Annotated in this window: 12 protein-coding genes; 7 read left to right on the top strand and 5 right to left on the bottom strand. The window is 62.6% G+C overall.

All coding sequences use genetic code 11. The annotated features are described in order from the left end of the window. Window positions 1–129: 129 nt before the first annotated feature. The 4 genes from RNA01_RS14920 to RNA01_RS14905 form a co-directional block, all read right to left on the bottom strand. The gene (locus RNA01_RS14920) at window positions 130–1,623 is read right to left on the bottom strand and encodes a coiled-coil domain-containing protein (protein WP_235916659.1); all 1,494 of its coding nucleotides are present in this window, start codon (window positions 1,621–1,623) and stop codon (window positions 130–132) included. A gap of 291 nt (window positions 1,624–1,914) precedes the next feature. Further along, window positions 1,915–3,276 carry an aspartate aminotransferase family protein gene (locus RNA01_RS14915; protein WP_147181012.1) on the bottom strand — a complete coding sequence of 454 codons (1,362 nt, stop codon included), beginning with the start codon at window positions 3,274–3,276 and terminating at the stop codon, window positions 1,915–1,917. 170 nt (window positions 3,277–3,446) lie between these two features. Then, on the bottom strand, window positions 3,447–4,067 hold the full coding sequence (locus RNA01_RS14910; RefSeq protein WP_147181011.1) for a TetR family transcriptional regulator C-terminal domain-containing protein: 621 nt from the start codon (window positions 4,065–4,067) through the stop codon (window positions 3,447–3,449). A gap of 25 nt (window positions 4,068–4,092) precedes the next feature. Next, window positions 4,093–4,791, bottom strand: a complete 699-nt coding sequence (locus tag RNA01_RS14905; RefSeq protein ID WP_147181010.1) for a fumarylacetoacetate hydrolase family protein — start codon at window positions 4,789–4,791, stop codon at window positions 4,093–4,095. 266 nt (window positions 4,792–5,057) lie between these two features. On the opposite strand from RNA01_RS14905, the gene RNA01_RS14900 reads away from it, so the two are divergent. Beyond that, complete coding sequence (locus RNA01_RS14900; protein WP_147181062.1) at window positions 5,058–5,516, top strand: MarR family winged helix-turn-helix transcriptional regulator; 459 nt, start codon at window positions 5,058–5,060, stop codon at window positions 5,514–5,516. Between the two features lie 24 nt (window positions 5,517–5,540). On the opposite strand, the gene RNA01_RS14895 is transcribed toward RNA01_RS14900, so the two are convergent. Beyond that, on the bottom strand, window positions 5,541–6,521 hold the full coding sequence (locus RNA01_RS14895) for a zinc-dependent alcohol dehydrogenase family protein (protein WP_147181009.1): 981 nt from the start codon (window positions 6,519–6,521) through the stop codon (window positions 5,541–5,543). Between the two features lie 130 nt (window positions 6,522–6,651). Between RNA01_RS14895 and mgtA the strand changes: the two genes are divergently transcribed. From mgtA to RNA01_RS14865, 6 genes are all read left to right on the top strand, one after another. Further along, window positions 6,652–9,279 (top strand): magnesium-translocating P-type ATPase, encoded by a 2,628-nt coding sequence (gene mgtA / locus RNA01_RS14890; RefSeq protein WP_147181008.1) that lies wholly within the window; start codon window positions 6,652–6,654, stop codon window positions 9,277–9,279. Between the two features lie 293 nt (window positions 9,280–9,572). Next, window positions 9,573–11,000 carry a mannose-1-phosphate guanylyltransferase/mannose-6-phosphate isomerase gene (locus tag RNA01_RS14885; RefSeq protein ID WP_147181007.1) on the top strand — a complete coding sequence of 476 codons (1,428 nt, stop codon included), beginning with the start codon at window positions 9,573–9,575 and terminating at the stop codon, window positions 10,998–11,000. Between the two features lie 183 nt (window positions 11,001–11,183). Next, window positions 11,184–11,807 (top strand): TetR/AcrR family transcriptional regulator, encoded by a 624-nt coding sequence (locus RNA01_RS14880; protein ID WP_147181006.1) that lies wholly within the window; start codon window positions 11,184–11,186, stop codon window positions 11,805–11,807. After that, on the top strand, window positions 11,804–12,778 hold the full coding sequence (locus RNA01_RS14875; protein WP_147181005.1) for an HlyD family secretion protein: 975 nt from the start codon (window positions 11,804–11,806) through the stop codon (window positions 12,776–12,778). The genes RNA01_RS14880 and RNA01_RS14875 overlap by 4 nt, the downstream gene beginning before the upstream one ends. After that, window positions 12,775–13,716 (top strand): ABC transporter ATP-binding protein, encoded by a 942-nt coding sequence (locus tag RNA01_RS14870; RefSeq protein WP_147181004.1) that lies wholly within the window; start codon window positions 12,775–12,777, stop codon window positions 13,714–13,716. The genes RNA01_RS14875 and RNA01_RS14870 overlap by 4 nt, the downstream gene beginning before the upstream one ends. Next, window positions 13,713–14,855, top strand: a complete 1,143-nt coding sequence (locus RNA01_RS14865) for an ABC transporter permease (RefSeq protein WP_147181003.1) — start codon at window positions 13,713–13,715, stop codon at window positions 14,853–14,855. The genes RNA01_RS14870 and RNA01_RS14865 overlap by 4 nt, the downstream gene beginning before the upstream one ends. Window positions 14,856–14,957 lie beyond the last annotated feature (102 nt).

Below are 14,957 nucleotides of genomic sequence, written 5' to 3'. Positions count from 1 at the left end.
CTTGATCGCGGCGAGATGCCCTCATCCGCAATCAAAAAAGCCGCCGGCTCATCATGAACCGGCGACCTTCAGAAACGCCCTTTACGGGCGGCTGTTTCGTCACGCCACAGCGTGACGAGCAGACAGGTGTCAGGCTTCGGCCGGAGGCCAAGCGCTGCGCAGTGATTTCTCGGAAATATCGATGATGGGTTTCGCTCCCGTCTCGACGGGCAGGCTCCAGTCCTCGAGCGGCCCGAGTGACGCGGCCGGCATGGCTGCGGCCGGCGCGGCCTGACGATCATTGCGTGCCACTTCGAGCTGGCCGGTCAGGATGGCTATTTCCGAGCGCAGTTGACGCATCTCTGCCCTGGCCACTTCGGCGCTGGAGCGATACTGGCGGATCTCTTCCTGATCGGCGCGGTTGCGCTGATCAAGATCGCGCTTCATCGTCTCGGCGTCGCGATCGCGCTTGCCGCGTGTGTTCTCCGAATCCCGCAGTCGCATGGTCAATTCGCTCACCTGCAGCGACAGGTCGCGCCTTACGGATTCGTTTTCGGCTTGGCCGGCGCGGGCTGCGGAGAGCTCCTGTGCCAGACGATCTGCGCGGACCACCGCGGTCGCCAGTTCGGCCTTCGTCTGCTTCAGTTCCGAACGGGTCGCCTGCAACTCGTCCTCGACCATTTTCAGACGCCCCCGCGCCGTCACCAGCAGCTTTTCGACCAGTTCCGCCTTGGAATTGATCGCTTCGTGGCGGGTCGCAAGTTGCGACATTTCCACCGCCATGGCGCCCTGCTTGTTGTCGAGGTCGGATTGAAGCCGCTTCAGCTTCTCCTCGGTGAAAGAGAGCTCCTGCTTGAGGCTCGTGACCTCACCGGCCAGATTGCGCGACAGGTCGTCCTGATGCGCAAGACTGTTCTTGAGCCGGCCCTTCTCTTCGGTCAAACGGGCAATCTCCCGCAATTGCGCGTCGTTTTCGCGACGCGACGTCTCAGCCAGCACCTGATGCTGGGTTCGCTCGGTTTCGTATTTCTCGCGCATCATGGAAAAATCACGGTTGCGCTGCTCGAGATCCACATGGGCCCGCTTCAACAGAGCGGCGGTCTCGTCATACTGACCGATGCGCTCGTCGAGTTCACGCGTCGCGTCACGCAGACGGGATTCGACGACAGAAAGATCCTGGGCATTGGCCTCGTAGAGCGCCTGAAGCTTGACCAGCTTTTCACGGCTTTCCTCGGTCTCCGCCCGCAATTGGACATTGTCGGTCTTGAGTTCCTTGCACTCGGCAGCCAGCCGCAGGCTTTCACCGTCGAGCTTCTTGCGGGCATTGCTCTCGTAGTCGAGCAGCGACGCGATGCGCGCCCGCTCGGCCCGTAGCGCCGCCAGTTCCGCCAGGGCGTCATTGTGTGCGCTCAAAAGTGAGGAAACACGCTCCTGCAGGAAGCCGAAACCGGACAGAAGCTGTTCCGAGGAAAGCTGGCTTTCCTCAACCACGGAACCGAAGGCGTGGCACTCGCCGAGCTCGCCCCCCGACTGCGTCGCCGCAGTCGAGAATGCGGCGGACGCGGCGCTGCTTCCCAGACCAGCGGCCGCACGCGAGCCGGCCACACCCTTGGCCTGCTCTTCGATACGACGAAAAAAACTCATGACCATGCCTATCCCCAATCCGACGCAAACAACTAAATAAAGACTTCCTAAGTTATTGTTTTAGAAATATCTTTATATACCGCATTTCCAACATGACGTCCCACGCGAAAAAAGATCAGGCATGTTTTGATCCACGTCAAAGCAAAGTTTGAGCGCCGTGGCCGAACGGGTCACGATTCCAACAGCTTTCTTTTGAGTGTGAAACTTTGGCGACGAAACGGGCGCGCGACCTGTGCCAAAACGCTACTTTCGATTGGTCATCGGGGCGGCCAGGCCACCCCGATCAAGCCTTCAGCGGGTGGCGACAGTCCGCCGAGCCTCGACGACAGAATCACGAATCACCTGCGACAGTGTCGAGACGATTTCGCCCAGTTCCTCTTCGCTGGCGTTGTAGGGCGGAGCGAGAATGACTGTGTCGCCCGCCGTACCACCGACATTGCCAGTGCAGGGATAGCAGATCAGCCCGGCGTCGAAGGCACGACGCCCGATCGCCGCATGAAGGCTGGCATAGGCCGGGAACGGCACCTTGGTGATCGGATCACTGACCAGCTCCAGACCGATGAAGAAGCCACGGCCGCGCACATCGCCCAGTTCGGCGACGTCGGAAAGCGCCGATCTCAGCTCCTGCTGAAGTTTCGCGCCACGATCGAGCGCCCGTTCGAGCAGGCGGTCGCGCGCCACGATCTTCTGCACCGCGACGCCGGCGGCGCAGGCTGCCGTGTGGCCGGTGAAGGTGTGGCCGGTCATGGCACCGCCATGGGCGGCGACCAGCGCCTCATGCACCTTGTCGCTATAAAGAGCGGCGCCCAGCGGCTGATAGCCGGCGGCCAGACCCTTGGCCACGCTCATGATGTCCGGCACGACACCGTCATGCTCCAGCGCCCTCCAGGTGCCGGTGCGGCCCGATCCACACATCACCTCGTCGCCAATCATCAGCACGCCGTACTTGTCACACACGGCCCGCATGGCCCGGGCATAGCCTTCGGGCGCCGGCACCACGCCGCCAGCGGCTCCGACGACCGGTTCGAAGATGAAAGCCGCGACCTTGTCCGGCCCGATCTTCAGGATCTCCTCTTCCAGCTCCTTGGCAAGGTGGGCGACCAGCCCTTCCGGGGTCACGCCTTCCGGTGGACGATAGGCGTTGGCAGCGGAGACGAAAGCAACATCGAGCAGGCTGCCTTCGAAGGGCTCGCGGCGGGTCTTGAAATGCGAGACCGAGAGCGCGCCGAGCGTATTGCCGTGCCAGGAGCGCTCGCGGGCGATGAAGCGACGACGGCTCTTCTCGCCGCGAGCCGTGTGATACTGGAGCGCGATCTTGAGACAGGATTCGACGGCTTCCGAACCGCTCGACACATAGATGATATTGGGGAAGTGCCCATCGGTATTGCGGGTGATGATCTCGGTCAGTTCCTCCACCGCGTCGGAGGTGAAAAGATAGCGATAGGCATGCGCGATCCGGTCGAGTTGCTGCTTGACGGCTTCGGTGACTTCCGGATGAGCATGGCCAAGGCAATAGACAGCCGGCCCGCCGGAGCCGTCGAGGTAGCGTTTGCCGTTGACGTCATAAAGGTAACTCCCCTTGCCATAGGCGATCTTGGGAAGGGCCTGGACCCCGTAGCTGCTGCCGGTGCTGGTGACTTTCGCTGTAGACATGACGGTTCTCTTGAATGGCCGGCGACTTGCAGGTGACATGTCGGACGCGGCGCGCGGAGTGGATCGAAGGCCGGGGCCGCGATCACGGCTCCTCGGACAACACGATGATACAGGCGCCCCTGCGGCTTGCAAGAGAAATTAAACGAGTGTTCAGTTTTGTCGCGTGAACCTCAAGCCGGCGCGGTGGCAAGCATGGCGTCGGTCCACTGTTCACAAAGCCCGATCGCCTCCTCCGACGAGAAGGTGTCGGGGTTGAGGCACCATTCGAGCCACAGCCCATCATGGATGGCGACCAGCCCGATCGCGGCAAGCCTGAGGTCGGGCAAGGGACGGCCCTTTTCCTGCCAGACCTCGGCCAGCAACGTTTCGAGAAGCCTCCGATATTCCGCATAGGTGCGGTCATGCACCTCCGTCATGATCGCCGAATGCTCGATCATACCCCAGAAGACGACCCAGGTCCGAAGCGTGCTGCGCTGGAGCACGGGCGCCGAAAGCGAGGCGCGGAAATAGGCGCTCAGCCGCGTGCGCGGCGCATGACCAGCCGCCTCCACCTTGTCGCGAATATCCGCGAGCAGGCCAAGTGACAGGGCCTCGTAGGCATGGCCTACCAGCTCGTCCTTGCTGGCATAATGGTGATTGATGAGACCGACGGAAATGCCGGCCTCCTGGCTGATCTTGCGAACGGAGAGCCCCGCGTGGCCATCGCGCGCAAGGCAGGCGAGCGTCGCCTCGATCAGCGCCCGGCGCCGTTCCTCCGGCAGTTTACGCTCGAACTTGCCCAGTTCGCCCATGCGCGGCTCCTTCCGGCGATACGCCTTACTGTGCGGCGCCGATGGTGATTTTCACCGGCGCAAGCCCGTCAATCTCACCGGTGATCCGATCGCCGGACGTGACAGGCCCAACCCCCGCCGGCGTCCCGGTGAAGATCAGGTCGCCTGGGACGAGATGATAAAAGCGCGACAGGTGACTGATCAATTCCGGCACCGACCAGACCAGATCGGCCAGATGCGCATCCTGTCGGGCCTCGTCATTGACCTTCAGCCAGATCCGCTGCGGGCCGATCGGGGCAAAATCGGCCACTTTGGTAATCTCGCCGATCGGCGCCGACATTTCGAAGGCCTTGCCAAGCGACCAGGGACGCTGCTTGGCCCGCTCCGCGAGTTGCAGGTCGCGCCGCGTCATGTCGAGGCCAGCGGCATAACCGTAGATTGCCTTAGCTGCCTCCTCGACACTTACCTTGAACGCCGGAGCGCCGATCGCCACCACCAGTTCCATCTCATAGTGAAAGTTGGAGGTGCCCGGCGGATAGGGGATCTCGCTGCCGCTCGAAACAATCGCCGATGCCGGCTTGGTAAAGTAGAATGGCGCCTCGCGATCGACCTCATAACCCATTTCAGCAGCGTGTTCGGCATAGTTGCGACCGACGCCAAAAATGCGGTGAACAGGATAGCCGGCCGCCTCGCCCCGGACGGGCACCAGCGGAATGGAGGGGATCTCGAAAAGCGCGTTCATCATGTTCCTCTGCTTCCATGCTTGCCTGGCCGCGCATCTGGGGGCGACAGCCTGTTCAACGACATAAATCAGGAACGCCGGCATGTCGCCAGTATGGACGAGATAGCGCCTGCAAAAAAGCGTTCTCGTCGTCCGCGAGCCTGCCAGTTCCGGTCTGCTGACCTGTCCCTTACGACGAATGGCCAAAGCCAGGTCGAGCCGCCGCTCTTTTTTGTTGGCGCGATAAGCGCTAGAGAAAAGCTACAACTTGCGGGGGGAACGCATAGGTGATGCTCGAGATTTACGAAATGCCCGGCCATCTGGTCCGGCGGCTCAACCAAGCCGCGGTTTCGGTCTTCATGGACGAAATCGCCAAGAAGGGGTATGATTTAACGCCGGTGCAATATGCGGCGCTTAGCGCCATTGAAGCAAAGCCGGGAATGGATCAGGCGACGCTCGCCAGCCATATCGCCTATGACAGGGTCACGATCGGCGGCGTTGTCGACCGCCTCGTCCAGAAGGAACTGGTCCAGCGCGAGACCAATCCCAACGATCGGCGGGCACGCAATCTCCACGTGACGGAAAAAGGCACGCAGGTGCTGGCCGACATCCGGCCGGTCGTCGAGGACGTGCAGTCGATCCTGCTTGAAGGACTGAGCCGCGACGAGCGCCAGCAGTTCGTCAAGCTCTTGCAAAAGGCTTGCGAGGCGGTCAACGAGCGTAGCCGCGCGCCGCTCAGGATCACCTGACACGCTCGAAATGCCGAAAGGCGGCTAAGGAACCAGAACGGCGGCGCCCTGAAAACGGCCGGCACGCAGGTCATCCAGCGCCTCATTGGCCTTTTCCAGCGGGTAGACGGTCGTCGTCGTCGTCACCCCGGCGCGCGGTGCGAGTTCGAGAAACTCGATCGCGTCTGCCCGGGTGAGATTGGCGACCGAGAGGATCTGCCGCTCGCCCCACAGGATCGAGTAGGGAAACTGCGGAATATCGCTCATGTAGATACCGCCGCAGACGACGCGGCCGCCCTTGGCCACGGCTCTGAGTGCTGCCGGCACCAGGTCGCCCACAGGAGCGAAGATGATCGCCGCATCCAGCGGAACCGGCGGGCTCTCTTGCGAACTGCCCACCCAAACCGCGCCGAGCGAACGGGCCAGCGCCTGCGCCGCCTCGTCGCCGGTCCGCGTGAAGGCATAGACCTCACGCCCTTGGAAGACGCAAACCTGCGCGATGATATGTGCCGCCGCACCGAAACCGTAGATGCCGATCCGCTTGCCTTCGCCGGCCATCTTCAGCGAACGCCAGCCGATCAGCCCGGCGCACATCAACGGAGCCGCTGCCACCGGGTCGGAAAAACCATCGAGCGGAAAGGCATAGGCCTCATCCGCCACGACATGGCTGGCAAAGCCGCCGTCGCGGGTATAGCCGGTAAAGCCGGGATTGTCGCAAAGGTTCTCCCGCCCGGTCTGGCAATAGCCGCAGCAACCGCACGTATGTCCAAGCCAGGGAATGCCGACACGCCGGCCGGGCGCCAGAGCGCCCCCCACCCCGACGCTCTCTACGATACCGACGATCTCGTGACCCGGCACGAGTGGCAGCTTGGGCTCGGTCAGGTCACCATCGACGACATGGAGATCGGTGCGGCAGACGGCGCAGGCTTCGACACGCACGACAATCTCACCCGGACCTGCCACAGGATTAGGCCGCTCCTCCAGCCGCAAGGGCTCGTGCGGCGCGTGAAGGACCATCGCTTTCATATTTTCTCTCCCGGCCAAGGCACGCATGGCGGCGCGCATTCCGATCGTCTATGCTTCCTCAGATTTCATTACGCCATGATCGGAATCAAGTTCTTTCGCATATTGCCGCCACACCAAGACGGATGCCTCCATGCCATCCCCACCCTATGGTCTCTCCCTCAAACCGCATGAGAGGCCGGCTTACTGGAGCCGACCGCAGGCGACCCTTCTGACGGAACTCGACACGTCACCGAGGGGACTGTCGACGCAAGACGCCGAAGCGCGACTGAGAAAGGTTGGCGCCAACCTCTTGCGCGACGAGCATCGCTTTTCCGGTTTGCGAATCTTCCTGTCGCAGTTCAAGAGCCCGCTCGTGCTGATCCTTGTGGCCGCCGCTGCGATTTCCACCGCCGTCGGCGAATGGAAGGAAGCGACGATCATCACCGCCGTCATCCTCGCAAGCTCGCTGCTCAGCTTCTACCAGGAATATTCCGCCTCTCTCGCACTACAACAGTTGAAGGAGCGCATCTCCTTCAAGGTCAAGGTCTGGCGTGACGGCGGGTCGCTTACGCTGCCCGCCAGCGTGCTCGTTCCAGGCGATGTGATCGATGTCGCGGCCGGCGACCTTATCCCCGCCGACGCCGTGGTCATCGAGGCGACTGACCTTCATGTCAGCCAGTCGGTGCTGACCGGAGAAACCTTTCCGGTGGAAAAGAGCGCCGGCGAGACACCCGCGCAGGCACCGCTCGCCCAGCGCTCCAATATGCTCTTTGCCGGAGCCTCGGTACGAAGCGGCATCGGGCGGGCAGTCGTCGTCGCGACCGGATCGGCGACAGAATACGGGATGATCGCCGGCCATCTTCAGCTGGAGCCGCCCGAGACCGATTTCGCCCGCGGCATCCGCCGCTTCGGTTATATGGTGACCCGGATCACGCTGATCATGGTTGTCGTCATCTTCGCCGGAAACCTCCTTCTCAACCGCCCCTTGATCGACTCGCTGCTCTTTGCCCTGGCGATCGCTGTCGGTCTGACGCCGGAAATGCTGCCAGCGATCGTCAGCGTCACGCTGTCGAGCGGCGCGCGACGCATGGCCAAGGACGGTGTGATCGTTCGCCGCCTCGCATCGATCGAGAACCTCGGCGGCATGACCCTGCTGTGCACCGACAAGACCGGCACGCTGACCGAGGGCGTCGTCCGGCTGGAACGCGTCGAGGGCGCGTTCGGTGGTGCACCGGCGCAATTGATGCGCCTTGCCGCTCTCAATGCGCGGCTGCAGAACGGCATGGCCAACCCGCTCGACGAAGCCATCGCGGCCGCGGCGACGGAAATGGGCATCGACACGTCCGGCGACGTGAAGGTTGCCGAAATCCCCTATGATTTCCTACGCAAGAGGCTGTCCGTGATCGTGCAGGATCAGGACACGGCCTGCCAGGTGCTGATCGCCAAGGGGGCGGTGGCCAATATGCTCGACATCTGCGACACGGTTGAAGACGACGGCAAGACGCGCCCCTTCGACGCAAATGCCCGTGCCGTCATCGAAAGCCGCTTCGCAGAGTGGAGCGAACAGGGCTACCGCGTCCTCGGACTGGCGACGCGCCGGTTCGAAGCGGCTCCGGCCAGCTACCATCGCGACAGTGAAACCGCCCTGACCTTCATCGGTTTTCTGCTGTTCAGCGATCCGCCCAAACCGGGCATCGTCGAGACCCTGTCCGCCCTTGCCAGGCGCGGTATCGCCGTCAAGGTGATCACCGGCGACAACCGTTTCGTTGCCGCCCATCTGGCGCGGTCCATCGGACTGGCCACTGATCACATTCTGACGGGAGAAGAGCTCGGGCACACGTCCTATGAGGCGCTGGCCGCACTCGCCGCCAGGACTGACCTGTTCGTCGAGATCGACCCCAACCAGAAGCAGCGCATCGTCGCTGCCCTGCGCCGGCGCGGCCATGTGGTCGGCTATCTCGGCGATGGGATCAACGATGCCCCCGCCCTGCACGAGGCCGACATCGGCATCTCGGTCGAGGGCGCCGCCGACGTCGCCCAGCAGGCTGCGGACATGGTGCTTGTCGACAAGAACCTCGACGTGCTGCTGGAGGGCGTCGACAACGGGCGGCGAACATTCGCCAACACACTCAAATACATATCGACCACGACGAGCGCCAATTTCGGCAACATGATCAGCATGTCGGTCGCCTCCTTCGTACTGCCCTTTCAGCCACTGCTCGCCAAGCAGATCCTGCTCAACAATTTCCTCTCCGACATTCCCTCGCTGGCAATCGCCAGCGACAATGTCGATAAGGAAAGCGTCTTGCGTCCGCAGAGTTGGGATATTGGCTATGTGCAGCGATTTATGGTCGTGTTCGGCCTGATCAGCACCGTCTTCGACATACTGACATTCGGTTTCCTGATCATGGTCGCCAGGGAGACCGCCGCCATCTTCCAAACCGCCTGGTTCGTCGAATCGCTGATCACCGAACTCGCCATCGTGCTTGTGATCCGCACGGCCAAGCCGGTGTGGAAAAGCCGGCCGGGCCGCTGGCTGATCCTGTCAACTGTCGCGGTGATCATACTTGCGCTCTTCGTTCCCTACCTTCCGGGGGCCGGCTGGTTCGGTTTCGTCGCGCTCCCGCCGCATGTGCTCGCCGGATTGGGGGTCATCACACTGCTTTATCTGGCGGCGTCGGAACTTGCCAAACACTGGTTCTTTTCCAGTGTCCCGCAACATAAGTCTCTCCGGCGCCAGGCCCGATCGAGACGCGTGACGAGGGCATTGCGTCACTGAGCGGAGCCGGCGGTTTCACCGGATCAGCAGCGCGGCGGCAGCCGGCGCCCGGCATCTGACCACAGGCCCCAAGACGCGACCCGAGGCGACCAGGATTGAGGCGAGACGATACCGGCCGACCGATCCGGCATGCCGCACGAGCTTGGAGTTGGCGGCAAAAAATGCAACAACCCAAGCATCCAGGCGTTAGGATCTTGGGCCGAGCCACAGGCAATCGAGCGGGAAGGCCCGAGTCCCATGCCCGGCAGCCGTACCGTCGCCATCGTCCGCAAAACCGAAAGGCAAAGCAGAACATGACCGAGAAGATCGTACCCGTCATCATGGCAGGGGGAAAAGGAACCCGTCTCTGGCCGCTATCGCGGGCCACCGCCGCCAAGCAGTTCATCCGGTTTATCGGTGACAAGACCCTTTTCCAGGGCACCCTCGCCCGCGTCGCCGACAAGAGCCGCTATGAACCGCCGCTCGTCGTCACCAATGAGGAATTCCGTTTTCTGGTCGCCGAACAGGCTCGCGAAATGGGCGCCGCGCTTTCGGGCATCGTGCTGGAACCCGAAGCGCGTAACACGGCAGCCGCCGTCGCCGTCGCAGCACTGATCGTCGCCAACCTTTACGGCAACGACACGCTGCTTCAGGTTCTCCCCTCCGACCATGACATTGTCTCGGACGAGACCTACCGCAAGTGCGTCGATGCGGCCGTCACCGCCGCGCGCGCCGGCAAGATCGTCACCTTCGGTATAACCCCGACCGAGCCGGCCACCGGCTATGGCTATATAGAGATGGGCGAGGCACTGACCGCCGGCGCCAATACGGTGAAGCGCTTCGTCGAGAAGCCGCAGGTCGAAGATGCCGAGAAAATGCTCGCCGCCGGCAACTACTTCTGGAACTCGGGCATGTTCGTCTTCACCGCCGGGCAGATTCTCTCCGAGTTGCGACTGCTGGCGCCCGACGTGGCGGCCGCCGCGGAGAAGTCGGTTCTCGCCTCGTCCAAGGATCTCGACTTCATTCGCCTCGACGCAAACGCCTTCGGCGAAAGCCCGAGCATTTCGATCGACTATGCGGTTATGGAGAAGACCGACAATGCTGCCGTCGTTCCCTCTCCGATCAGCTGGTCTGACCTCGGCAGCTGGGATGCCGTCTGGAAGCTCGGCGATGCCGACGCCAACGGCAATGTCGTCAGCGGCAATGCCACACTGGTCAACACGCACAACTCACTCGTCATGTCGCGCAACAACCATCTCGCCGTCCAGGGGATGGATGGCGTCGCCGTGATCGCCAGTGAGGATGCCGTCTATGTGGGTCGCCTTGACGAGAGCCAGCAGGTCGGAAATCTGGTCAAGCTGCTCGCCGCCGACGAGAAGACTGCAGTCCTTACCGAAAACCATCCGACTTCGCTGCGCCCCTGGGGCGGCTATACGTCAGTGCTGAACGGCGAGCGCTTCCAGGTGAAGCGACTTTTCGTTCATCCGGACAAGAAGCTGTCGCTGCAAAAGCACCACCATCGCTCGGAGCACTGGATCTGCGTCAAAGGCACGGCCGAAGTGACGATCGACGACAAGGTGACGATGCTGCATGAGAACCAGTCGATCTACATCCCGCAAGGAGCCGTGCACCGCCTCGGCAATCCCGGCAAGATCCTGCTGGAACTGATCGAGATCCAGACCGGCTCCTATCTCGGTGAGGACGACATCATCCGTCTGGTTGATGAATTCGGCCGCAGTTGATTATGGCTCACCACGCCTGACGAGTTGAAACGGACAGATCCCGACCCGCGAACCCGGTTTCGCGGGTCTTTTCTTGCCGGCACCAGCGACCTTTCTGCCGGAGGCTCGCCGTCGAAAGAAGTTGCCAAGAGAGGTGCCATGCGGTACTGACTGACCGGGCAGTCAGTAATGGATTCTCATACCATGGCAGAGAAAGCCCGCAAGCGTAGAGACCCGGAAGAGCGCCGCGCCGAAATCCTCGCAGCCGCTTTTTCACTCTTTTCGGAGCGCGGCTTTGCCGCAACCCGCATCGAGGACATTGCTACCCGCGCCGGGATCGCCAAGGGCACCGTCTATCTGCACTTCCCCGACAAGGAGGCGCTCTTCACCTCGCTTGCCGCCGGCATGGCCTCGCCCATCCTCGCCCGGATGTCAGCCATGACGGCCTCCGACGCGATGGCGCCCAAAACCATTATCGCTGGCCTCTATGCCTTGGCCGAGAGCGAAATTCTCGGGACCGACCGGCGCCACATGCTGCGTCTGCTGATATCCGAGGGACAGTTCTTTCCGGTTGTCGCGGAGTTCTACCACCGCAACGTTCTGTCCGTCGGCCTCGGCATGCTGCGCCAAGTGTTGCAGCGCGCCGCCGAACGCGGCGAACTGCGCAATCCGGCGCTCGCCGCGATGCCGCAGCTCATCTTTGCCCCCATCCTGATGTCGGTGATCTGGAAGTCTCTTTTCGAACCCTATGAGCATCTCGACACCAAGGCATTGTTCGAGACCTTCCTCGAAACTCTGTTCCTGCCCTCTGAAGGAGAGGACTCATGAAACGCGTCGTCCTTCTTGTCGTCGTCATCGCGGCGGTTCTGTTTGCCCTGCCGATCTACCTAAACGGCCATGCGGAGCGTCCCTATCAGGGCTGGGTCGAGGCCGACCTGCTGTTCATCGGCCCGGAGACGACCGGCCGGCTTGCGACAGTCACGATCGCGGAAGGCGACCCCGTCGAGCGAGGCAAGCTTTTGTTCCGGTTGGAAGAGACGTCCGCTCAAGCTGCGGTGGCCGCCAAAGAAGCCAATCTCGCCGCGCTCCAGTCCCAGTATGATCTGGCAACCGCCGCTCAGAAACGCCCCGAGGAGATCGAGATTCTCCAGGCCTCGCAACGCCAGGCCGAAGCCCAGCTTTCGCTTTCCGTGCAGGAACTCGACCGCACGCGGGCGCTCGCCCGCAACGGCACCGCGACCCGCGCCAATCTCGATGCCGCCATCGCCACCGAGGCGGCGAACCGGGCGGCTCTCGACAACATCCGCGGACAGGTCGCGCTGGCCGGCCTCCCCGCCCGCGCCGAAGCCATCCGCCAGGCGGACCAAACGATGGCGGCGGCCAGGGCCGAGCTTGCCTCCGCCCGCGACGCCCTGTCCCGCCTGTCGGTCAAGGCTCCCGCCGCCGGCTCCGTGCAGACCCTCTATTACAAGGCCGGCGAAGTCGTACCCGCCGGACGTCCGGTCGTCGCCCTTCTGGCGCCGGACGCAGTGCGAATCCGTTTCTTCGTTGCGGAAACGGAGATCGCAAAGATCGGCATCGGTCAAACCGTGCATGTCGCCTGCGACGGCTGCGCGCCGATGGATGCCAGCGTGAGCTTCATCTCCGCCAAGGCCGAATACACGCCGCCGGAGATCTACAGCCTTGAGGAACGGGCAAAGCTCGTCTATCGCGTGGAAGCCATCCCCCAGCAGCCCGGAAAGCTGCGGGTTGGCATCCCGGTCGACGTCACCGTCGCAAGCCCGGGCGAGAGCAAATGACCACCGTCACCGCCCCGTCCGACCTTGTCATAGACGTCACCAACCTCACCAAGAGTTTTGGCGACCGCGTTGTCGTCGACAATCTTTCTCTCACGGTTCGCAAGGGCACCATCCACGGTTTTCTCGGGCCGAACGGCTCAGGCAAGACCACCACCATCCGCATGTTGTGCGGCCTGCTGACCCCCGACAGCGGCAGCGGCACCTGCCTCGGTTACGACATTCTCACCCAGTCCGAGAGCATCCGCCACCGGGTCGGCTACATGACGCAGAAGTTCTCGCTCTACCAGGACCTGTCGATCCGCGAGAACCTCGAATTCGTCGCCCGCGTCTATAATCTCGACAACCCACGGCAAAAGGCCCGCGACGCCATCGAGCGGCTCGGCCTCGCCGGCCGCGAGAAACAGCTCGCCGGCAATCTGTCGGGCGGCTGGAAACAACGGCTGGCACTCGGCGCCTGTATCCTGCCCGAACCGGACCTGCTGCTGCTTGATGAGCCGACCGCCGGTGTCGATCCGAAGGCGCGGCGCGATTTCTGGAGCGAAATCCACGCGCTGGCCGCCGCTGGTCTCTCGGTGCTCGTTTCCACCCATTATATGGACGAGGCCGAGCGCTGCCATGAGATCGCCTACATGGCCTATGGCAAGCTATTGGTGCGCGGGACGGTCGACGAGGTGATCGCCTCGACCGGCCTGCATACCTGGACGGTATCAGGGCCCGCCGTGCACAAGCTTCAGTCGGAACTGGAGGAGCGTGAAGGCATCGACATGGTCGCCCCCTTCGGCACCAGCCTGCATGTCTGCGGCCGCAACGAAGCGCTGCTGCTCTCCGCCATAGCCCCATACCGTCAAACGTCGGACCTTATCTGGACACCGAGCGAACCGACGCTCGAAGACACCTTCATCGAGTTGATGAACCTGTCGAAAGACAATTTCCAATGAGTGCGGCAAGGGGCAACAACGGCTTCCTACGCCGCTTCTGGGCGATGACGATCAAGGAATTCATCCAGATGACCCGTGACCGGATCACGCTGGCGACCATGGTGATGATCCCGGTGATGCAGCTCTTCCTGTTCGGCTTTGCCATCAACACGACGCCGCACCACCTGCCGACGGCAGTACTGATGCGCGAGAATTCCGACATCGGCCGCTCGATCCTGGCGGCCCTGAGAAACACCGAGTTCTTCGACATCCGCAGCGTAGTGACCCACTCCGACGACATGGACCGGCTGCTCGAGTCTGGCGACGCGCTCTTTGTCGTGGAGATTCCGGAGGGTTTCGAGCGGGCGGTCCGGCGCGGTGAATCCCCGGCGCTGCTGGTTGCCGCAGACGCCACGGACCCGGTCGCAGCAAGTTCGGCCCTCGGAGCCCTGTCCGGCATTGTTAGCAGCGCGCTCGAACATGACCGCATGGTGTCAATCGCCGAGGCGAGCAAGCCTCCCTTTACCATCGTTCAGCATCGTCGCTACAATCCGGCCGGCTCTTCGACTCTCAACATCGTGCCCGGACTGCTCGGAACGATCCTCACCATGACGCTGCTGATCTTCACCGCGCTCTCGGTGACCCGTGAGCTGGAGCGCGGCACCATGGAGAACCTGCTCTCCATGCCGATCAAGCCGGTCGAGATCATGCTCGGCAAGATCGCCCCTTACGTAACCATCGGCCTCATGCAGGCGATCATCATCATCGCCGCCGGCTATTTCGTCTTTCGTGTGCCGATCCTCGGCAACCCTCTCGCCCTGGCCGGTGTGACCGCGCTGTTCGTCATCTCCAACCTGTCGATCGGCTACACCTTCTCAACCATCGCCACCAACCAGCTTCAGGCGGTGCAGATGGCGATGATGTATTTCCTGCCGAACATCCTGCTGTCGGGCTTCATGTTCCCCTTCGCCGGCATGCCGAACTGGGGCCAGTGGATCGGCGAGGCACTGCCGCTCACCCACTACATTCGCGTGGTGCGCGCCATCATGCTGAAGGGAGCATCGGTCGAGGTTCTGGCCTACGACACCTTGGCTTTGGTTGGGTTGACGATGGTCGCCATGACGGTTGCCGTCCGACGTTTCCGCCGCACGCTCGACTGAGCCGCAAGGCACGGGCGCGATAGCATCCGGGCCGGAATGCGCAGGATAAAGCAAGGCTTTGCACCCTTGCTTTATGGCGTTGCATTGCACAAGATCGCAGAT

The sequence above is a fragment of the Paenirhizobium naphthalenivorans genome, from assembly GCF_007992095.1.
Taxonomy (GTDB): domain Bacteria; phylum Pseudomonadota; class Alphaproteobacteria; order Rhizobiales; family Rhizobiaceae; genus Allorhizobium; species Allorhizobium naphthalenivorans.
Note: the sequence above shows the minus strand (reverse complement) of the source record. Positions and strands in the feature narration are given on the sequence as shown.

Coding starts and splice junctions, on each gene's coding strand:
- RNA01_RS14900 (WP_147181062.1), top strand. CDS start 5,058: ATGCTCGAGATTTACGAAATGCCCGGCCATCTGGTCCGGCGGCTCAAC.
- RNA01_RS14865 (WP_147181003.1), top strand. CDS start 13,713: ATGAGTGCGGCAAGGGGCAACAACGGCTTCCTACGCCGCTTCTGGGCG.
- RNA01_RS14880 (WP_147181006.1), top strand. CDS start 11,184: ATGGCAGAGAAAGCCCGCAAGCGTAGAGACCCGGAAGAGCGCCGCGCC.
- RNA01_RS14910 (WP_147181011.1), bottom strand. CDS start 4,067: ATGGGCGAACTGGGCAAGTTCGAGCGTAAACTGCCGGAGGAACGGCGC.
- RNA01_RS14920 (WP_235916659.1), bottom strand. CDS start 1,623: ATGAGTTTTTTTCGTCGTATCGAAGAGCAGGCCAAGGGTGTGGCCGGC.
- RNA01_RS14895 (WP_147181009.1), bottom strand. CDS start 6,521: ATGAAAGCGATGGTCCTTCACGCGCCGCACGAGCCCTTGCGGCTGGAG.
- RNA01_RS14875 (WP_147181005.1), top strand. CDS start 11,804: ATGAAACGCGTCGTCCTTCTTGTCGTCGTCATCGCGGCGGTTCTGTTT.
- RNA01_RS14885 (WP_147181007.1), top strand. CDS start 9,573: ATGACCGAGAAGATCGTACCCGTCATCATGGCAGGGGGAAAAGGAACC.
- RNA01_RS14905 (WP_147181010.1), bottom strand. CDS start 4,791: ATGATGAACGCGCTTTTCGAGATCCCCTCCATTCCGCTGGTGCCCGTC.
- RNA01_RS14915 (WP_147181012.1), bottom strand. CDS start 3,276: ATGTCTACAGCGAAAGTCACCAGCACCGGCAGCAGCTACGGGGTCCAG.
- RNA01_RS14870 (WP_147181004.1), top strand. CDS start 12,775: ATGACCACCGTCACCGCCCCGTCCGACCTTGTCATAGACGTCACCAAC.
- mgtA (WP_147181008.1), top strand. CDS start 6,652: ATGCCATCCCCACCCTATGGTCTCTCCCTCAAACCGCATGAGAGGCCG.